Source organism: Bacillus mycoides, assembly GCF_000832605.1.
GTDB classification, from domain to species: Bacteria; Bacillota; Bacilli; order Bacillales; family Bacillaceae_G; genus Bacillus_A; species Bacillus_A mycoides.
This window is the reverse complement of record NZ_CP009692.1, coordinates 5,097,838-5,118,125: the sequence shown is the minus strand read 5'-3', so window position 1 is coordinate 5,118,125 and position 20,288 is coordinate 5,097,838. Positions and strand designations below refer to the sequence as shown.

The window sequence follows — 20,288 nt, the reverse complement described above, 5'->3', positions numbered from 1 at the left end:
ATAATCCGCTTACATGAACGATGGGAGGCTTCACGATGTCTAGTAAAACACTTGCAAACTTTTTAGAAGAAAATTTAGAGGATTTAAAATCAAAGGGGCTTTATAACGTAATTGATCCGCTTGAAAGTCCAAATGGACCGATTATTACAATTGGCGGAAAAGAATATATTAACTTATCTTCAAACAACTACCTTGGATTAGCGACTGATAATCGCTTACAAGAAGCAGCAATTGGTGCAATTCATAAGTACGGTGTTGGAGCAGGAGCTGTTCGTACAATTAACGGTACTTTAGATTTGCATATTAAATTAGAAGAAACAATTGCAAAGTTTAAACATACAGAAGCAGCAATTGCTTATCAATCAGGATTTAACTGTAATATGGCAGCGATTTCAGCTGTTATGGATAAAAATGATGCGATTCTTTCAGATGAATTAAACCATGCATCTATTATTGATGGTAGTCGTCTATCAAGAGCGAAAATCATCGTTTATAAGCATTCTGATATGGAAGATTTACGCAAAAAAGCAATCGAGGCAAAAGAATCAGGTCTTTATAATAAATTAATGGTTATTACAGACGGTGTTTTCTCAATGGATGGAGATATTGCAAAATTACCAGAGATTGTTGAAATTGCAGAAGAGCTGGATTTAATGACATATGTAGATGATGCACACGGTTCAGGTGTACTTGGCAAAGGTGCAGGTACTGTAAAACATTTCGGCCTTTCTGATAAAGTTGATTTTCAAATTGGTACATTATCAAAAGCAATTGGGGTAATTGGTGGATATGTAGCTGGGAAACAAAACTTAATCGATTGGTTAAAAGTGCGTTCACGTCCATTCTTATTCTCAACAGCTTTAACACCAGCTGATGCAGCTGCTTGTATGAGATCAATTGAAATTCTAATGGAAAGCACAGAGTTACACGATCGTTTATGGGAAAATGGTCGCTATTTAAAACAAGGGTTAAAAGAACTTGGCTTTAACATTGGAGAAAGTGAAACACCAATTACACCTTGTATTATTGGTGATGAAGTATTAACACAAGAATTTAGTAAACGTCTAAATGAAGAAGGCGTTTACGCAAAATCTATCGTATTCCCAACCGTAGCAAAAGGAATGGGACGCGTTCGTAATATGCCTACAGCAGCTCATACGAAAGAAATGCTAGATGAAGCAATTCGTAAGTATGAAAAAGTAGGGAAAGAAATGGGTATCATTTAAGTAACGACATCTTTTGAATAGCTTGCAAATGGGGAGTGGGAAAAATGAAAAAAATTCTAGTAACCGGTTCTTTAGGGCAAATTGGTTCTGAACTAGTAATGAAACTTCGTGATGTATACGGCGCATCAAATGTTATTGCAACAGATATTCGTGAAACAGACAGTGAAGTAGTAACGTCTGGTCCATTTGAAACGTTAGATGTAACGGATGGACAAAAATTACATGATATTGCAAAGCGTAATGAAGTAGATACAATTATTCATTTAGCGGCTTTACTTTCAGCAACTGCAGAAAAAAATCCGTTATTTGCTTGGAATTTAAATATGGGCGGACTTGTAAATGCATTAGAAGCAGCACGTGAATTAAACTGTAAGTTTTTCACGCCAAGTTCTATCGGTGCATTTGGTCCATCAACGCCAAAAGATAATACACCACAAGATACAATTCAGCGTCCTACTACGATGTATGGGGTAAACAAAGTAGCAGGAGAATTACTATGTGATTATTATCATCAAAAGTTTGGCGTTGATACGCGCGGTGTACGTTTCCCAGGCTTAATTTCTTACGTAGCTCCTCCAGGAGGCGGAACAACTGACTATGCAGTTGAAATTTATTATGAGGCGATTAAAAAAGGTACATACACCTCATACATTGCAGAAGGAACATACATGGACATGATGTATATGCCAGATGCTTTACAAGCAATCATCTCATTAATGGAAGCTGATCCAAATAAACTAGTTCATAGAAATGCGTTTAACATTACAGCAATGAGCTTTGAACCAGAGCAAATTGCAGCATCAATCCGTAAACACATTCCGAACTTTACAATGGATTACGCAGTAGATCCAGCTCGTCAAACAATCGCTGATAGCTGGCCGAACTCTATTGATGCAACAGCAGCAATGAAAGAGTGGGGCTTTAAAGCAGAATATGATTTAGACAGAATGACAACTGATATGCTGGCTAAGTTAAAAAAAAAGCTCGCATCTGAGTTAGTAATGAATTAATAGGAAGAGCCGATTCTTAGGAATTGGCTCTTAATTATTTTAGGAAGGGAGAAAAGCAACATGCAAAGAGTTGATGTTGTATATGCATTAATACACGATAGCGAAAAAGATAAAATATTAATGGTACATAATATAGAACAAAACGTTTGGTCATTGCCAGGCGGGGCTGTTGAAAAAGGTGAAATACTAGAGGAAGCACTAGTAAGAGAAGTGAAAGAAGAGACAGGTTTAACTGCCGCACTCAGTGGACTTGTCGCATTAAATGAGAAGTTTTTTGAAGAGAAAGGACATCATGCATTATTTTTTACATTCCGAGCAAATGTAGTAACAGGTGAACTTCGTGCAGAAGATGAAGGAGAAATTTCCGCAATCGAGTGGGTAGATAGAAAAATCGCGAATGAGCGATTCCCATACTACGATGGAGGGTTCGAATTATTATTAGAAGTTTCCATTCCATACAAGTTTCAACCAGAAACAAAGTAAGTTAACGAAGAAAAACAGGAGCCTCGGGGCTCCTGTTTTTCTATTCAATCGTCTTCAGTAATAGTTTCTTCAACAATGGTTTAATCTTCAGGCGTAAATCTTCAGCATGATTTGCAACTAAGAAGTGATGGTTATAAATGTTTTTCATTAGTTGATAAGTCGCTTCTTTCGCTTCGCCTTCTTCGATAAAGATGCCGATTACTTCCATACCACTTTTACGAGCAAGTTTGACTGCTTCGTGCGTATCTAAAATTCCGTCTTGTTGATAGTCTAGTGCAGAAGGTTCACCGTCTGTAAAGACAAGTAAGAATTTATGTTTTTCTGGTCTTTTCGCAAGCTTTTCGGAAACGATACGAATAATATACCCGTCGCGGTTATCTTCTTCTTCGCGAAGTTGCATAATTTCTGGACCGACGTTTGGTAACGTTGAGTTTTTATACGTAACAACTTCATGGATAACGTTCGGTTTATCTTCAGGTTTAGCACTAGAAGCATCTTCCCAAAATCCACTAATAGCGTGCGGGATTTTTAAAGATTTTAAAGCTTCATGGAATAGGACCACACTCTTCTTCGTTTCTTCCATTTTGTTATACATAGAACCAGAGCAGTCCACTAATAGTTGGAATGCAACGTCGAGCTCTTGTGATTCTTGTCCTTTTTTATAAAACATACGCGGCTGCTTTTCAGTATAAATACGAAGGAATTTCTTACGAAGCCTTCCGTAATATTTATCACTGTTTGCATTCGTTTTGTTTTCAATTGTTTTTTCGATAATTTTCTTTAATTCTTTTACATCTTTATTAACGACTGATTTGATAGCTTGGTAATCTTTTTTCTCATCAGGATTCGATTTGCGAGCTTCTTTAAATGTATGAGAAGCTCCCACATTATACTTGCCGTATGCACCGTCGTTTTGGCTAGAAGCATGAGACGCTCTTGCTTCCTCTGTATCAGCACCATCAAAGTTAGATTGTGTACTTTTTTGGGAAGTACCTTGTACAGAACCAAGTGCTTGGTCACCATCTTCTGATTCACGAGCAGTATCACCCATCATATTTGTTTTTGTTCCGCTTTCTAAATCAAAGCGTAAAAAGTTCTCGTTTTCATTGTTTTTATTTTCACGGTGCCATGTCGAGAAGCTTTCATCCATTTTGTTTTTGTTATCATCGTCATCTAGGAGCTGCGTATCATCATTTGCTAATTTTTCAGCGCGACTGTCTTTCTCATCTGCAATCACAGATAAATAAAGCGGTGCATGTCCGAAATAATTATTAAGCATATCACTTTCAAGAAGTCCTTCTAAACGATAGCGAATTTTCTCAACAATATACATAATATCTTCCGTATTACGAGCTTGGAATGTTTCATGCAAAATTGATTCAATTTGCTCGAAATATTCATTATTAAACATTTCATATTTATCACTCGTTAATGAAAGATAGCATAGACAAAATAGACGATCACCGTGATAGTTACGAACACGATTTATTTCATTTTGTGAGCCAAAGTAATTGCGATACATTTCTTTTCGGCGTTTAAAAATATGTTTTGTGCCAGGACGTAAATTTTTGACGATTTCCTCAACACGTAAATCTTCTAATAGAACAAATAATTGTGTTAAAAACTTTTTTAGCGGCGATTCTTGTAACTCAATCGCATAAGAACGAATTAAAGTCATGTCCGAGTAATGTTTATTACCAAGTGCCTTTAAGAACACTTCGCTTTTTAATCCGATTACTGTATCCTCTTCTTTTCGATCATCCCAAAAGTGACTAATGACAACCTTTTTTTCAATTTCGTCGTAGTATGCTTTATAGCCATACTCAAGATAGGCATCGTCTTCTTTTAGAAGAGCATACATTAAGTTTTCCATTTGTAGAAACAGCGACGCATCAATTTTTTTGTCACTAAAAATTTGTCTCATGAATTATCCCTCAAAGAAATAACTTTCTGCTAATTCACGGACAGTCATTTGTTCTGTTTCATCGTTTAATTTTGCGATAATACTACGTTCAATTGCACGCATAACAGGAATATATACACCTAAATCACATGCATCGATAATGCCACGAATACTAGCTGCTTCTTCACTTACGCGCCCATCACGAGCTAAAGGCATAAGATCGCTTGCGAATGCAACGAACTTTTCAATTGTTGCAACATCATTTAATTTTGATTCAGATAGTAATAGTTCTTTTAATGTATCACCTTGAATGTAAGGAACTTCAATAATAACGAAACGGTTTTTTAACGCTTCGTTTAGTTCACTTGTCCCAACATAACCTTCGTTAATCGCAGCAATTACGCGATATTCGTCATCACCGTATACAACTTCTTGTGTAAATGGGTTTGTAATCATTTTACGGTAATCTAACGCACCATGAAGAAGTGGTAACGTTTCAGGTTTTGCCATATTGATTTCATCAATATAAAGGAAATGACCGTTTTTCATTGCCTTCATAAGAGGACCGTTAACGAACGTAACTTCAGATGCGCCGTCTTTTGTTTGTAATGTGTTGTATCCTAAAATACCTTCTACATCTAAGTCGACAGAACAGTTAATGCTATGCATTGGTTTTTGGAATAAAGAAGAAAGAGTTTCCGCTAGTACTGTTTTACCACTACCAGTTGGCCCTTTTAATAGAATGTTTTTACCAAGTAAAAGTGCTGTAATGGCATCTTCAATAATGCTATTATCAGATGCTTTATATATTTTCTTGCCAATTAAATGTGCATTTTCACCAGCTTCTTGTTTATTCTTTTCATGAATTGTAGAAAGCTGCTGTTTTAAATCAGAATGTATATGAAATTGTTCTAACATGTATTTCCCACCTAACATTATTTTCATAAAGTAATACATCTTATGATAACTTGTTTTAATATGGTATGCAAAGAAAAGGAGAAGGGGGAAATATAAAAGAAAAAGCAATCAATATCACATTGATTGCTTATAGTAAAGGAGAAATGAGTCGCATAAAGGACTCTAATATTCGTTTTTTGATACTTCTTTTTTGGAACGAGTTCCATTTAATTTCAGTGGAGTGTTTAAAGTCTTCTTCAAAATCGCGTTTAATATCATGAACGGTTTCTGATTCATATAGTACGCTAATAATTTCATAATTCAATTCAAAGCTACGTACATCCATATTTGCTGTTCCGATTGTTGCAATTTTATCGTCAACGAGTACAATCTTTGCGTGCATAAATCCATCTTTATAACTGTAAATAGAAGCACCAGCTTTTAAAAGTGGAGTGAAATAGGATTGAGATGCTTGATCGCTAATAATACTATCACTCTTACCAGGATATAAAATGCGTACATCTATGCCAGATATTGCACTTAAGCGTAATAATGTTAAAGTTTCTTGATCCGGAATAAAGTATGGTGTAGCGATCCAAATAGATTTTTTGGCTGAGCCCATAACAGCTAGTAATGTATTACGAATACTTTTATCATCTGAGCTTGGTCCACTTGCTACAATTTGCACCGCACCTTCTGCATCCGGAATTTCTTTTCCTGGGAAGTAGTGTCTATTCATAAATTGATCCCAAGAATAAGTATTCAATCCACTAGACGCATAAAGCCAATCTTCTAGAAAGATGGCTTGTAATTTATACAATGCTTTTCCTTCTATTTTTAAATGACTATCACGCCAAACAGGGAATTTTTTTGAGCGACCAAGATATTCATCACCGACGTTGAGCCCTCCGGTAAAACCAATTTCTCCATCTACAATGACGATTTTACGGTGATTACGATAATTAACTGTCTCGAGTAACCAAGCTGAAAAAATAGGGTCAAATTCGACAATTTCAATTCCAGCTTTTTTCATAGGTTGTAAAAATCGTCGTCTTAACGTATTACTTCCGAGTCCATCATAAAGGAAGCGTACAATAACACCATCTTTTGCTTTTTGTATTAAAGCATCTCGTACTTTTGTACCAATCTCATCAGATTTATAAATATAGTATTGAATATGTATGTGATGTTTTGCATTCTCGATTGCGTTCAAAATTTCTGAAAAGGTTTGATCACCGTTTGTTAAAAGTTTTGTTGTCGTTCTATCTGCGGCAGGCCCGCCTCCGAATTTTTGTAGGACTTCTGTTAAATGTATAGAACGTTCATGTAATGGGACTGTGAGTGATAATTCTAGTCGTCTTCCTTCTAATATTTCGCGGAATAACTTTCTTTGTTCTTCTGAACGATGAAGATGTTTTTTTCTTCTCCAACGGCTACGCCCGAAAATAGAGTATAAAAGTACACCTATAACAGGAAGAAGTGCTAATACTAAAAACCACGCTAAGGTACTTTGGGGTGATCTATTTTCGATAAAAATAACGAATGAAATTCCTACGATTGTGATGGACCATAGAGCACCAACAAACGTATATAACGAAATAACCGATGTATTTAATAGGAAAAGAACGATAGATACGATTGTAAATATTAATAATAATTGAACGATAGGTTTCTTCATTTCTATAAAATTCCTCAAATCTTTCTTAAATATAGACTTCTTATATAAAAGGTGTAATCTGACATTCTTATTATAAAGTGTTTTGTTTTTTTTACAAAATATAGACATTTTCCCCATGCTTTCCGCATTTGTCCTACATACAGTATATTATTACATTTTTATATAGAAAAGGGGATGAATAAAATGTACGATCTTCCATTTGGTGGGTTTGTACATTCTCCATTTTTAGGAGGAGGATTCTTTCCTGGAAGGGGCTTTACTTAGTCCTGCGTTTGGTTATGGCGGATATTGCTATCCATACTATACGGATTATTAACAGTATCCTTACTATTCATACAACACATATTAAAGTAGGGAAATTGAAAAGGAGAGGAAGAGAAATGAACTATATGCTAAATCACGGAGGATATTATCGTAATCATCATGGTGGGGGAGGGCATAATCACCATGGAGGACACAATCATTATGATCATCATCATCATCACGGTGGTGGATGGGGCTGGGGTGGCGGCTCGTGGGGCGGAGGATTTTTCCCAGGAAGTTTTGCTGGAGGCATGTTAGGTGGGCTTACAGCTGGCGCATTAACGGGTGCGGCAGGTGGAGGCTACTATCCAGCACCGTACCCAGTAACATACCCAGCACCATATCCAATGCCATACCCGGGTTATCAGCAAATACCATATCAGTATTAAACTAAAAAAGAGGATATCCTCTTTTTTAGTTTAATAATTTATTTATAAAATATTTCCAAAAACAAGGTGAAAATATGTTAATATTTTGTTATTATGATTCAATATGTTAAATGCAAATTTTGGCTTTATCCCGCTATTTGTGGGCAGTAAAACCCCCACCTCAAAATTCAGCTGGAACAAAGAAGTTAGGTGGAAGCCCTGCTACCCGTAAAAGCCCGATTGGTGATCAGTTGGGATGAACAAAACCCCCACTGATTAAAGTTTCACTTTATATTATTATTCGTGAATCGTTGCATTTTGTATATTAATCTCTATTTCATTATGTATCGGCAGTTAGATTTACATCTTAACATTTAATGAAATAAAAGAGGTTAGGTGTGAGGTCGTATTAGTAGGGAGCAGAGGCTAATAGTGATGAAATTGTCACTTTACAAATTCAAAGAATGTAAGAGAATACTGTATAATAAGCTTAGATAAGTAGAGAGATGAGAAGCTTCTACTATAATTAAAACAGCACCATATTGCTTTTTTTTATAAATAATATTATGTTATTTTAATCGGCCTATTTAGAAAAAAATTGTGATTTATCCCGCATTAACGGGCAGTAAGACTCCCACCTCAAAATTCGGTGAATGTGAGGAAGTTAGGTGGGAGATAAAAGCCCGATTGGTGAAGGCTAATAATCAGTGGGGGATGGACAACCCCCCCACTGATTAAAGTTTCATTTTATGTAAAGGCGTATTGTTAGAAAATGAAATATCTCTATTTCTATGAAGAGAAACGAGTTGTGTTTTAGTCAGATAGGAAGCAAGGAGAGGTGCGCATGCTAGAACAAAGAGGTCATGCATTATATGACTCTTCATTGCAAGATTTAAAATTAGCATTAGATGAGTCTTCAATTGTTGCTATTACAGACCGAAATGGTCTTATTACATATGTGAATGATAAATTTTGTAAAATTTCAAAATATAAAAGAGAAGAGTTAATAGGAAAAGATCACCGTATTTTAAATTCCGGATATCATCCGAAAGCATTTTTTCAAATCCTATGGAAGCGTATTTTGAGTGGAAAAGTCTGGACAGGGGAAATTCGAAATCAAGCAAAAGATGGTACGTATTATTGGGTTAAAACAACAATTGTTCCATTTTTAAATGAAAAGGGAGAACCTTATCAATTTATTGCAATTCGAAATGATATAAGTAGTAGGAAAGAAGCAGAACAAAGATTACGATTAAGCGAAAGTCGTTATAGGGAACTTGCTTATCATGATGCGTTAACAAGTTTACCGAACCGTTTACAGTTAATTACGACTGTAAATAAGATGATTGCAGAGAAAATAGAGTTTGGCATGATTTACTTTGATTTAGATCGTTTTAAATTAGTGAATGATACGTTAGGTCATATGATAGGAGATTTACTTTTAAGCGAAGTTGCTTCACGGTTGCATTATGTGCTAGGAGAGAAAGATGTTCTGGCTAGGCTTGGTGGCGACGAATTTGTGCTGTTAACAAAAACTCATACAAATGATGAGATGAGGCAGTTAGCGACATCCGTGTTATCATGCTTTCAAGCGCCATTTATGCTTGAAGGTCATGAAGTATATATTTCAGCTAGTCTAGGACTTTGTTCCTATCCGCAAGATGGAAAAGACGTTGAAACGTTATTAAAAAATTCGGATTTAGCCATGTATAGTGCGAAAGAGCAAGGAAGAAATGCGGCGTGCTTCTTTACAGATGAATTACGTGCGAAAATAAACCGTAGAATGAAAATAGAATTTGCTTTGCAAAAAGCGATTCGTGACGAAGAATTAAAAGTGGCATTACAACCCATTATTGATTTGAAAACAAAGAAATGTACTGGTATTGAGGCTTTAGTACGCTGTAAGACAGAAGAAGGTCCTATTTCACCAAGTGAATTTATCCCTGTAGCTGAAGAGTGTGGACTTATTATAAAACTAGGAGACTGGGTACTAGAAAAGTCATGTCGACTGTTTAAAACTTTACCAGATTATCAAGAGGGACTGAAGTTATCTGTTAATTTATCAATACAACAATTGATGCAAAAGCGATTTATTTTATCTGTTCGTAGTATATTGAAGCGAACAGGGTTTCCGCCAAATCGTTTAATATTAGAAATAACAGAAAGTATAGCTGTACGTCATTTTGATTATATTATTGCTACATTACAAGAATTAAGAAGTATGGGAATTTTAATCGCTTTAGACGATTTCGGAACAGGGTATTCCTCATTATATTATTTAAAACAACTACCACTTGATATTGTGAAAATTGATCGTAATTTTATTCGTGAGTTTCATTATGATCATGCACAACCAGAGCGAACGATTGTAAAATCGGTTATTGAAATCGCCCATAGTTTAAATTTATTAGTGGTTGCTGAAGGGGTAGAAACGGTAGAACAAGAAAGTTTATTAAAATCAATGAGTTGCGACTTTGTACAAGGTTTTTATTATGCGAAACCGTTAGATATAGGGGAACTAAAAGAAAAGTTATTAACTGATTTTTAATAAAAAAAGAGAAGCGAAAAGCTTCTCTTTTTTATTGTTTTTTTTGTGAATCTTTCATTAAAACTGGATAAAGAATAAGACCTAATACAAACAAACCAATGCCTAAGAAGAATGTTTTTAAATCAGCAGTTCCCGTTTTAATAACCCATATGGAATATAAAAATGCTAATGCAGTAATGATTCCATCTTTTATTCGAGATCCCGGCATTATATCATACGTTTCCCCCGTAATAACTAATTTTAACTGATACAAGGTAGAAACAAGGTACGGGATTAAATATGCTAATGTCGCTACAACAATAGCGAAATTATATGCTTCTGAAACAGTACCAGAAATCGTTGAGAATAAGAAAATTTGCGTCATCACATTTGTAATAAATAATGATTTTGAAGGACTACCTTTTTTATTTGTTTTACTGAAAAACTTAGGGAAAAGTCCATTTTTAGCAGCCTGGTAAGGTACTTCTGAGCTAACAACGATCCATCCTACAGTAGAGCCGAATAAAGATACGAGTGCAAGTAAGGCCATTATATAAGCACCTTTAGTACCAATTGCTAAATTTAATGCATCTACTAATGGTTTTTGAGACTCTTTTAAAGCGTCTTGTGGAAGAGCGCCCATTGTTAGTAGAGTAATTGCCATGTAAATAAGAAGAGCGATGATTAATCCGAAAATCGTAGCTTTCTTAACATCGTGCTGAGATTTTGCACGGTTAGAGAGCATAACTGCTGACTCAATACCGATAAACGCCCAAAGTGTTGCAATAGCAGCGGAATTTATTTGTCCACCCAACGAAATAGGTTGTCCAGCTTCATTCATAAATGTTTGACCGTCTCCGAAATTAGAGGCGTTGAAAATGAATAATGTAATCACAATAAACATTGTAAATCCGATAATTTTTGCAATGGTAGCAAGAAGATTCATATTTCCAGCTCGATCAATATTTTGAGAAAGAATATATTGAATTCCCCATAACATAAGGCTACATACTAGAAAAGTTAACCCTTTTCCTAGTTCTAGTGAAAATCCATTTATTGAAAAGAGAATTTGCTTACTTTGTAAAACTGGAAAAAATGTTGATAAATATCCAGCAAAGGAAATAATAACAGATGCTGTAGCAGCCCAGTTAGCAGCCCAGTATCCCCAAGCCATACTATATCCTGCAACTTTACCTGTCTTTTGAGAAGTAAACATTGCTTGGGCGTAACTTTGTGGTCCTGCTTTTAATTCTGGTTTACGAATTGCTAAATTTCCAAATACGAGTGCAATCATAAATACACCAAGTCCTGTAATACTCCATGCCAGTGTAGATCCCATTGGACCTGATACGTGTGCTAAATTTGCTGGGAGCATAAATACGCCACCGCCAACCATATTCCCGATAACAAAAGCTGTTAAAACCCATAATCCCCATTTTTTCGTTTCCATTTTTGTTAACTCCTTTGTAGTAAGATTTGCTTAAACATCATTTTTTACTAGCTTTTTGGCAATAAAAAAAGAGCCATGTAGATAAAAAATACCTACATGGCTCTTTGCCAAAGCGTAGGTACAACGGGAATAACCCTTGTACCTACGCGTAATTTTTCCGCTAGGTTTCAAGGGTTACGTATGATGATGATGTTTTTGTGCAAATGTAACTACAATTGTTGTATAAGTAAGCATAGTTCTTTGCTCCCTTTCTCCTCTGATTTTGAAGTTAGTATACTACATGTTTTTTTGAATGAAAAGAAAAATATAAAAAAAATTATAAAAATACGTTTTAGAGACTAAATATTTACCCATAGTTTTCTTGTACTGGAAAATAAGTGAGAGATTGGCAGAAGAGTATAGCGTGGTATAATACATATAGAACTAGAAGGTGACAAGGGGCTATTGTAGATGATGAGTAAGTATGAACAAATTTATACAGAAATCAGCAAGTCTATTGATAATAAACAATTAAAAGAAGGATGCAAAATTCCATCAGAAACGGAATTAATGAAGCAGTACGAGGCAAGCCGGGGTACTGTAAGAAAAGCTGTAGATTTATTGCAAGAGCGTGGATATGTTCAAAAAATACACGGAAAAGGTGTTTTTGTATTAAAGCGCAAAAACATTGAATTTAACTTTGGTGGTATTGTAAGTTTTCAAGAAGAAAATGAACGTTTAGGACGTCATTGTATTACAGAGGTCGTGGAAATAGAGAAAATGAAAGCGACGAAAGATGTAGCAAAGTTATTAAATGTGAAAGAAAAAACGGAAATAAATCATATTAAACGCGTACGAAATATTGATGGAGAAAAAGTAATTTTAGATATAAACCATTTTGTATCGGAGTATATTCCAGGATTAACGAGAGAAATTGCAACTGCATCGATTTATAAATACATTGAGAAAGAATTAGGGCTACATATTAGCTATTCACAGCGGTTAATTGAAGTGCAACCATGTACAGAGGATGACCGCAAGTATTTAGATTTAAATGGGACAGACTACGTTGTCGTTGTAAAAAACTTTACTCATTTATACGATGGGAGTCAGTTCGAATATACGGAATCACGTCACCGTTTAGATATTTTTCACTTTTCAGATGTGGCGCGAAGAAAATAAAGAGATGGAGCGAAATAATCGTTCCATCTCTTTATTTATAAAAAAATCATCAACTTATATATACGAGTGTTGACTAACTTATATATACGAGTTAATATGTAAGTGTAAACGGTATCAAAAAAAGAAAAGAGGGACGGGAATATGGGGAAAGACTATCGTAAAACAGCAGAAGAAGTGTTGCAGTATATTGGTGGGAAAGACAATATTGAACAAGCTGCGCACTGTGTAACGAGGCTCCGTATCGCTTTAAAAGATGAAAGTAAAATAGATAATGATAAATTGCAGTCTGTTTCATTAGTAAAGGGAGCGTTTCATAACGCTGGGGTATTTCAAATTGTAATTGGTCCAGGTGATGTCGATCGAGTATACGCTGAATTGATAACGCTTGCAGGTATGGAAGAATCGACAGTAGCTGATGTGAAAGACTCTGGAAACCAAAAGTTAAATCCAGCTCAAAAGTTTGTAAAAGTATTTTCGGATGTATTTATGCCGATATTACCAGCGATTGTAACAGCTGGTTTACTGATGGGGATTAACAATCTATTAGGGGCAAAGGACTTATTTTTTGAGGGTAAAAATTTATTAGATGTTTATCCGAACTTAGGCGGGCTTTGGGATTTAATTAATATGATGGCTAATACAGCATTCGTATTTTTACCAGCACTTGTTGGTTGGTCAGCGACGAAGCGTTTTGGTGGTAGTCCAATATTAGGTATTGTTATGGGATTAATGCTTGTGCATCCGGCCTTATTAAATGCGTGGGATTATGGAAAGGCAGCGACTGGTTTAGAGGGGCAAAAGATTGAGTACTTCGATATTTTAGGATTGTTCCAAATTGAAAAAGTAGGATATCAAGGACAAATTTTACCGGTTTTAGTAGCAGCATTCGTATTAAGTAAAGTAGAAATTTTCTTAAAGAAACACGTACCAAATGCAATTCAATTATTAGTTGTACCAATTACAACAATCGTTGTAACAGGTGTATTAGCATTAGGAATTATTGGCCCAGTTACACGTCATATTGGAGATTTATTAACAGCCGGATTAGTAGGCGTATACGAAACGGTACCAGTACTTGGGGCAATATTATTTGGAGCATTGTATGCACCGCTTGTAATTACAGGAATGCATCATATGTTTATTGCAATTGACTTGCAATTAATTGCACAACACGGCGGTACATTTATTTGGCCGATGATCGCTCTTTCTAACATTGCACAAGGTAGTGCGGCACTAGCGATGTTCTGGATTTCTAAAAATCAAAATGATAAAAGTATGGCATCGACATCAGCAATCTCAGCGTACTTCGGTATTACAGAGCCAGCGATGTTCGGTGTGAATTTACGAAATAAATTCCCGTTCTATGCAGCGATTATTGGATCTGCTATTGCGGCGATATTCATTACTTTAAATGGTGTATTAGCACCTGCTATTGGAATTGGCGGATTACCAGCATTTATTTCTATCATTCCGAAATCGATTCCAATGTTTATCGTAGGAATGATTATCGCAGTTGTAATCCCATTTATGTTAACGTGGTTATTTGCAAAACGAGTAAAACAGAAGTAGGAGGAAGCTAAGCATGAAGGATTGGCATAAAAGTGTAGTTTATCAAATTTATCCGAAGAGCTTTAATAGTTATTACAATAAAGAAACTGGCGATATAAAAGGAGTTACAGAGAAACTAGATTATTTAAAAGAACTCGGAGTAGATTATATTTGGTTAACACCGATATACGAATCACCACAAAACGATAATGGATACGATGTAAGTGATTATTACAGTATTGATCCATCTTACGGAACGATGGAAGAGTTTGAAGAACTTTTAGAAGAAGCGAAAGCACGTGACATTGAAATTATGCTGGATATCGTTGTAAATCATAGTTCGACGGAACATAAGTGGTTTAAAGAAGCGAAGGAAGATAAAAATAGTCCGTATCGTAATTATTATATTTGGCGTGATGAAAAGAATAATTGGCAGTCTAAGTTTGGCGGGTCTGCTTGGAAGTATGATGAAAAGACTGAGCAATATTTTTTACATCTATTTGATGAGACGCAAGCTGATTTAAATTGGGAAAATAAAAAACTTCGTGAAGAAGTATATGATATGATGCGTTTTTGGCTTGATAAAGGGGTAACTGGATTCCGATTAGATGTTATTAATTTAATTTCAAAAGATCAGCAGTTCTTAAATGATGACGGAAGTATGGCGACAAGCGATGGCCGTAAATATTATACAGATGGCCCGCGCGTTCATGAATATTTACAAGAGATGAACCGAAATGTTTTTGAAGGGAAAGATGTAATTACAGTTGGAGAAATGTCATCTACGACAATTGATAATTGTATTAAATATTCGAATCCTGAGCGCAATGAACTAAGCATGACGTTTAGTTTCCATCATTTAAAAGTAGATTATCCGAATGGTGATAAGTGGACGAAAGCTAATTTTGATTTCATAAAGTTAAAAGAAATTATGTCTAATTGGCAAATTGAAATGCAAAAGGGCGGAGGATGGAATGCGTTATTCTGGTGTAATCATGACCAGCCTCGTATTGTGTCACGCTTCGGTGATGATGGAAAGTACCGAAATGAATCTGCAAAAATGTTAGCGACAGCTATGCATATGTTGCAAGGAACACCTTACATTTATCAAGGAGAAGAAATCGGTATGACGAATCCTAAATTCGAGTCCATCGAGCAATATCGTGATGTGGAATCGCTAAATATATACGATATAAAGCTAGAAGAAGGATTATCAAAAGAAGAGATTATAGGGATTTTAAAACAAAAATCTCGTGATAATTCACGTACTCCGATGCAGTGGAATGAAGAGGTGAATAGTGGTTTTACAACAAGTACACCTTGGATTTCAGTGGCTGAAAACTTTAAAGAAATAAACGTAGAGAAGGCATTAGAAGATAAAGAGTCTGTATTTTATCATTATAAAAAGTTAATTGAACTTAGAAAAAAATACGATGTCCTTACAGAAGGGAAATATGCTATTTTAGATGGAAATCATCCTAGCATTTGGGCGTATACACGTACTGTAAATAATGAAGTATTACTTGTTATAAATAACTTCTATGGAGAAGAAATAACGTATTCTGTACCAGTTCATGTTCAATTAGATGGTATGAAACAAGAAGTATTATTATCAAATTACAAAGATTCAAGTAAAGATATTACCAATCTTAACTTAAGACCGTATGAGTCAATTGTATATCGTTATATGAAATAAAAGGTTGGATGCCGGCGGGCGTCCAACCTTTTTATTTTAAGACGCCACTATATAAAATCTTTACTTCTACTTCCGGTTTAAATTTTACCTTTGCATAATCTTTATTCCAATTCTTTTTCTTCCATAACTCTGGATGATAAGCGATAAGATTTCTACCTATACCGAAAGCGTCACAATTTGCTTTTTGTAACCTGTTCGTTATTTGTTTTGCTTCTTTTGTAAGTTGTTTAGATAATTTTTCATTTAATTTTTTTCTTTCTTCCATTTTGTAAATATTATCTCTTGGAGCCTCAAGGGCTATAACTTTTAGTTGAAGCTTAATGTGAGCATATACATTTCCTTTTCTATCTGTTGTTATTTTTAAGTCTCGCTTTAACTTTCGATTACTAACTTCCATTGTTAAATAATCAGATGTCTTCTCTGATTCATCGCTAGTAAGTTTTTGGGTTATACGGGCACTTGTTCCCATTTTTCCGGTTAATAATACGAATAAAACAGATTGTTTCAAAGGTAAATGCCCAGTTAATTTATCATTGTTAAATAAAGCTAACCCGTTTGTAATTACTTCTTTTCCTTTTATTTTTATAGAAGGGAGGGTAAAGTCTTTACCGGGATCTAACATTTTTGTAGCAGCTGTTTCTAAAGTTTCTTTTGGAAATACACTCATATCTTCTAAGCTTTTCACTTTTTTCTTTAGAAAATCTCCAATTAGTAAATTTCCTACCTTCTTTTTTTCTAGTATCTCGGATGTTTCACCATCTACTGCAATAAGTTTTACTAAAGCAGTTGGGTTTGTTGGGTCCCGAAAGCTGACATCTAAATAGGGGAGTATACCTTTTTTTAGAATTTTGGTTCCTAGTAATTGAACACCATATTTAAAATAGCGAATATTCCCAGTCACATTTTTTTTTAGGGCATCGCTTGTATCCCTTATGTTATGCCCGTTTGCTGAATGTATTTCATTCTCGAATGAAGATTGCTCTCCGCTTGAACTTTTTACGAGTTCAAGCGTTTGCTGAAGTTTATTTTCTTCCGTAATATCATATCCAATGCTATAAGCTAATCTCGCTTCTCTTAATGGTTCTTGATCCCAACAGCCAGAAAGGAATGCACTAGTACATAATATAAAAAGTAATTTAACTCTTTTTTGGAACATACTGTTCTCCTTTCTTATTCCTTATTACTGAATAAAGTAGAAATAAAAGAGGGAGGACAACTATGAAAATATACGTGAACTTATCAGTAAAAGTTGCAATTACTTTTAATTCTTCAGGTGTATCTATAAATAGGGCTACACTAAAAGCAATAATACCAACGATTGGAACAGCCTTTTTATGATTAGCCAGATTGAAGATATGTCCAATTCCTATAGAAGCAGCACAGTAATAACTAGCAATAGAAGCTACAACAGTTATCATCCATATTGGGATGAATAGTAAATCGGTTCGGTCTATAATCCCAATATGCAGAGAACGCAATAAGTAAGCAACTGGCTCTGGAATAAGTTCAACTTGTTTTGGACTAAATACGATAAAGCAAATCCAAACAGTAAAAGTATAAAAAAGAGTTACAAATCCATTAGCGATAGAAATTGCTTTCAGTTTTGCCACAGAACTCCCGTTTACTTTTGGGAAAGCGATAAGAATAATCTCAAAACCATACATAGCTGTAATGGTTTCTTTTGATGCTTGAATAATATTCCACCATCCGGCTTCTGTAATTGGAAAAATGTAAGAAAAATCAGCTCGTGTAAGCCCTAGGGCAATTAAAAGAGCCATTGGTAAAATGAGAATAGAAGCCATGACGTAAAACCGTACGATGACTTTGAACGTATTATAAGCTATGTAACAACAAGCTATTGTAAATAGCATGAGGGTGGCATACCAAGGAGTTGCTTGTAATATCCAAACTTTAATGACATTACAAGCATTTAACATAACCGTCATACCGATAAGGGTAAAATAAAAAACATAAGCAAAACCTAATAGTTTTCCAAACTTATTCCCAAATAGCATACAAACACTTTCATACATATCTGCATCAGGAAATCGTTTTAAGAAAAGCCACATAAGTAAAATAATAAGTTGAATTGCAAGACCAGCGATGAGAGCAGAAATCCATCCGCCACCTTTCGCTATTGGGTGAAGACGGTTTGGTAGAGAAAGTATACCAACTCCGATTTGGCATTGAATAACGAAAAAGGTAAATTGAACAAGTGAAATTTTACTTTGCGTGTTTGTCACCGTTCTCATCCTCTCTCGTTACATGTTGTCGTTGCATTTTTTTCGGTTTTGAATCATGTGGTCGTTCCCAAAACGACCAAATTGGTAGTCGTACAAAAGAGTCTTTCATATCTTTTATCCGCATCGGAGCAACAGGAGAAAGATAGGGGGTATGAAATGAATGTAACTGGCATAAATGAACGAAAGTTATAATGAGACCGAATGATATTCCTACATAGCCGAATATGGCAGCAAGGAGCATTAACGGAAAACGAAGAATCCGAACTGCGGAACTCATATCATTTGATGGAACAAGAAAAGATGAGATTGCAGTTAAAGCTACAACGATAATCATTGTATAAGAAACGAGACCGGCTTTTACAATTGCATCACCAATTACTAAACCACCTACAATACCGATTGTTTGTCCAACTCGGCTTGGCAAGCGAATACCAGCTTCCCGTAATAATTCAAAGATTAATTCCATTAAGAGAGCTTCAAAAATAGGAGGAAGTGGCACTTTTTCTAATGAAGCTTTAATCGTATAAACAAGTTCGAGCGGCAACACATCAGGATGAAAAGCAACTGTTGCGATATATATAGCGGGCAAGAGAAAGGCAATCAAGAAACTGACTAAGCGAATCATTCGGATGAAAGAACCGACAATCCAGCGGTTATTATAATCATCTGGTGATTGATAGAAAGCAAATAACGTAACAGGAACGATAAGTGCAGTTGGATCTCCATCAGATAAAATAGCAACTCGTCCTTCCATTAAATTTGCTGCGACTCTATCTGGACGCTCTGTATTTAATTGTTGCGGAAAGGGTGAGAAAGACGTATCCTCTATAAATTCTTGTATATATCCTGGAGGCATAAGTGCATCTGTCTTAATCGTTTCTAACCTTCTTTTTACTTCTGTAACTAGATCGTCATTAGCTATGTTTTGCATATAAGCAATTGCCACTTTCGTATGCATTTCTTCACCGAGTGTGAAATATTTAACGACGACATGTGGACTTTTTATGAGTTTACGAATAGAAGCTAAATTGGTTGCTAAATCTTCTACTAAACCAGTATGCGGTCCACGGACAATCCCTTCATTATCAGGTTCTGTTATATCTCTCTTTAAAGATAGAGCTGTTTCGAAAATACAAAAACTGTCGACGTGTTCATGAAAATATAAAGATTTACCTTGTAATAAAAGCTGCACACCATAATTTAAATTTGTTTCTTTTTTCATATTTAATGTGGCAAAAGCTTTATCTAAAGACAGATCCGATCGAGTTAATAATGGTTCAAGAGCTAATTGATGAATTAAATTTGGGTCTGCTAAAGATTCGATATATATAATTGTTCCTTTTCCATTTTGGAAAGGGACATCTAATTTTTTTATATCATCTGAATGACAGAGCTTATTTTCAATGTAATTAATATTTTCCGGAAGTGATGGAAACATATGCTTTTTTTTATTATCTTGTTGTGAATTTTTCTGTTCGGCCATAATTTCCATCTCCTTTACATTGAAATTGTTTCTGTTAATTTTTGTTGTTTGTGAGAAAATTATGCTTGGATTATTTGAAAAAAGTAGCTTGAAGGTTACGTTACATCATCTTTTATACTAAAGAAAATAGGATATAAGGGATGGAAAGAAAGCGTATATTAGATTAGCGATATTAATATATATCTTTTGTACTATAGAGGATAAGCCTAGCGGTATGCATAATTACATCGTTTGATGAATAGGAAATTTATGAGAATCGATTTATACTAATATTGTGTCTTGCCTTTTTAGGTGTAGTACACAGCCGGTGAT

The 20,288-nt window shown here is 35.1% G+C and carries 15 protein-coding genes; 8 read left to right on the top strand and 7 right to left on the bottom strand.

Translation table 11 applies throughout. The annotated features are described in order from the left end of the window. The first annotated feature begins 35 nt into the window (after positions 1–35). From BG05_RS28065 to BG05_RS28055, 3 genes are read left to right on the top strand one after another with little or no spacing between them, the layout of a single operon-like run. Positions 36–1,226 carry a glycine C-acetyltransferase gene (locus BG05_RS28065; RefSeq protein ID WP_000095918.1) on the top strand — a complete coding sequence of 397 codons (1,191 nt, stop codon included), beginning with the start codon at positions 36–38 and terminating at the stop codon, positions 1,224–1,226. A 44-nt stretch (positions 1,227–1,270) separates the two neighbouring features. Next, positions 1,271–2,236 (top strand): L-threonine 3-dehydrogenase, encoded by a 966-nt coding sequence (locus BG05_RS28060; protein WP_002125175.1) that lies wholly within the window; start codon positions 1,271–1,273, stop codon positions 2,234–2,236. 60 nt (positions 2,237–2,296) lie between these two features. Beyond that, positions 2,297–2,719, top strand: a complete 423-nt coding sequence (locus tag BG05_RS28055) for an NUDIX hydrolase (RefSeq protein WP_002090992.1) — start codon at positions 2,297–2,299, stop codon at positions 2,717–2,719. 40 nt (positions 2,720–2,759) lie between these two features. On the opposite strand, the gene BG05_RS28050 is transcribed toward BG05_RS28055, so the two are convergent. The 3 genes from BG05_RS28050 to BG05_RS28040 form a co-directional block, all read right to left on the bottom strand. Beyond that, a complete protein-coding gene (locus BG05_RS28050; protein WP_002029726.1) occupies positions 2,760–4,643 on the bottom strand; it encodes a vWA domain-containing protein in 1,884 nt (627 codons plus the stop codon). Positions 4,644–4,646: 3 nt separating this feature from the next. Further along, on the bottom strand, positions 4,647–5,540 hold the full coding sequence (locus BG05_RS28045; protein WP_000892986.1) for an ATP-binding protein: 894 nt from the start codon (positions 5,538–5,540) through the stop codon (positions 4,647–4,649). Between the two features lie 127 nt (positions 5,541–5,667). Beyond that, complete coding sequence (locus BG05_RS28040) at positions 5,668–7,197, bottom strand: cardiolipin synthase (RefSeq protein ID WP_002186930.1); 1,530 nt, start codon at positions 7,195–7,197, stop codon at positions 5,668–5,670. Between the two features lie 380 nt (positions 7,198–7,577). On the opposite strand from BG05_RS28040, the gene BG05_RS28035 reads away from it, so the two are divergent. Continuing rightward, positions 7,578–7,889 (top strand): hypothetical protein, encoded by a 312-nt coding sequence (locus BG05_RS28035; RefSeq protein ID WP_033733777.1) that lies wholly within the window; start codon positions 7,578–7,580, stop codon positions 7,887–7,889. Positions 7,890–8,712: 823 nt separating this feature from the next. Then, positions 8,713–10,416: a putative bifunctional diguanylate cyclase/phosphodiesterase gene (locus tag BG05_RS28030; RefSeq protein WP_016126545.1), complete on the top strand. Its 1,704-nt coding sequence runs from the start codon at positions 8,713–8,715 to the stop codon at positions 10,414–10,416. 31 nt (positions 10,417–10,447) lie between these two features. On the opposite strand, the gene BG05_RS28025 is transcribed toward BG05_RS28030, so the two are convergent. After that, positions 10,448–11,845, bottom strand: coding sequence for an amino acid permease (locus BG05_RS28025; RefSeq protein ID WP_002186932.1), 1,398 nt, complete (start codon positions 11,843–11,845; stop codon positions 10,448–10,450). A gap of 450 nt (positions 11,846–12,295) precedes the next feature. Between BG05_RS28025 and treR the strand changes: the two genes are divergently transcribed. The 3 genes from treR (at position 12,296) to treC (ending at position 16,250) form a co-directional block, all read left to right on the top strand. Beyond that, positions 12,296–13,006: a trehalose operon repressor gene (gene treR / locus BG05_RS28020; RefSeq protein ID WP_003187323.1), complete on the top strand. Its 711-nt coding sequence runs from the start codon at positions 12,296–12,298 to the stop codon at positions 13,004–13,006. 141 nt (positions 13,007–13,147) lie between these two features. Further along, the gene (gene treP, locus BG05_RS28015) at positions 13,148–14,575 is read left to right on the top strand and encodes a PTS system trehalose-specific EIIBC component (protein ID WP_003187321.1); all 1,428 of its coding nucleotides are present in this window, start codon (positions 13,148–13,150) and stop codon (positions 14,573–14,575) included. A gap of 13 nt (positions 14,576–14,588) precedes the next feature. Then, entirely contained in the window at positions 14,589–16,250 is a 1,662-nt protein-coding gene (treC, locus tag BG05_RS28010) for an alpha,alpha-phosphotrehalase (RefSeq protein ID WP_002186935.1), read from the top strand. Positions 16,251–16,281: 31 nt separating this feature from the next. On the opposite strand, the gene gerKC is transcribed toward treC, so the two are convergent. From gerKC to gerKA, 3 genes are read right to left on the bottom strand one after another with little or no spacing between them, the layout of a single operon-like run. Continuing rightward, positions 16,282–17,406, bottom strand: a complete 1,125-nt coding sequence (gene gerKC, locus BG05_RS28005) for a spore germination protein GerKC (RefSeq protein WP_002125191.1) — start codon at positions 17,404–17,406, stop codon at positions 16,282–16,284. Further along, positions 17,387–18,493 carry a GerAB/ArcD/ProY family transporter gene (locus BG05_RS28000; RefSeq protein WP_000185782.1) on the bottom strand — a complete coding sequence of 369 codons (1,107 nt, stop codon included), beginning with the start codon at positions 18,491–18,493 and terminating at the stop codon, positions 17,387–17,389. Before BG05_RS28000 ends, gerKC begins: the two co-directional genes overlap by 20 nt. Continuing rightward, a complete protein-coding gene (gerKA, locus tag BG05_RS27995) occupies positions 18,474–19,976 on the bottom strand; it encodes a spore germination protein GerKA (RefSeq protein WP_002125193.1) in 1,503 nt (500 codons plus the stop codon). The genes BG05_RS28000 and gerKA overlap by 20 nt, the downstream gene beginning before the upstream one ends. Positions 19,977–20,288 lie beyond the last annotated feature (312 nt).

What these genes read in the sequence shown, in the direction of transcription:
- BG05_RS28065 (WP_000095918.1), top strand. Translation starts at nt 36, where the DNA reads ATGTCTAGTAAAACACTTGCAAACTTTTTAGAAGAAAATTTAGAGGAT.
- BG05_RS28060 (WP_002125175.1), top strand. Translation starts at nt 1,271, where the DNA reads ATGAAAAAAATTCTAGTAACCGGTTCTTTAGGGCAAATTGGTTCTGAA.
- BG05_RS28055 (WP_002090992.1), top strand. Translation starts at nt 2,297, where the DNA reads ATGCAAAGAGTTGATGTTGTATATGCATTAATACACGATAGCGAAAAA.
- BG05_RS28050 (WP_002029726.1), bottom strand. Translation starts at nt 4,643, where the DNA reads ATGAGACAAATTTTTAGTGACAAAAAAATTGATGCGTCGCTGTTTCTA.
- BG05_RS28045 (WP_000892986.1), bottom strand. Translation starts at nt 5,540, where the DNA reads ATGTTAGAACAATTTCATATACATTCTGATTTAAAACAGCAGCTTTCT.
- BG05_RS28040 (WP_002186930.1), bottom strand. Translation starts at nt 7,197, where the DNA reads ATGAAGAAACCTATCGTTCAATTATTATTAATATTTACAATCGTATCT.
- BG05_RS28035 (WP_033733777.1), top strand. Translation starts at nt 7,578, where the DNA reads ATGAACTATATGCTAAATCACGGAGGATATTATCGTAATCATCATGGT.
- BG05_RS28030 (WP_016126545.1), top strand. Translation starts at nt 8,713, where the DNA reads ATGCTAGAACAAAGAGGTCATGCATTATATGACTCTTCATTGCAAGAT.
- BG05_RS28025 (WP_002186932.1), bottom strand. Translation starts at nt 11,845, where the DNA reads ATGGAAACGAAAAAATGGGGATTATGGGTTTTAACAGCTTTTGTTATC.
- treR (WP_003187323.1), top strand. Translation starts at nt 12,296, where the DNA reads ATGATGAGTAAGTATGAACAAATTTATACAGAAATCAGCAAGTCTATT.
- treP (WP_003187321.1), top strand. Translation starts at nt 13,148, where the DNA reads ATGGGGAAAGACTATCGTAAAACAGCAGAAGAAGTGTTGCAGTATATT.
- treC (WP_002186935.1), top strand. Translation starts at nt 14,589, where the DNA reads ATGAAGGATTGGCATAAAAGTGTAGTTTATCAAATTTATCCGAAGAGC.
- gerKC (WP_002125191.1), bottom strand. Translation starts at nt 17,406, where the DNA reads ATGTTCCAAAAAAGAGTTAAATTACTTTTTATATTATGTACTAGTGCA.
- gerKA (WP_002125193.1), bottom strand. Translation starts at nt 19,976, where the DNA reads ATGGCCGAACAGAAAAATTCACAACAAGATAATAAAAAAAAGCATATG.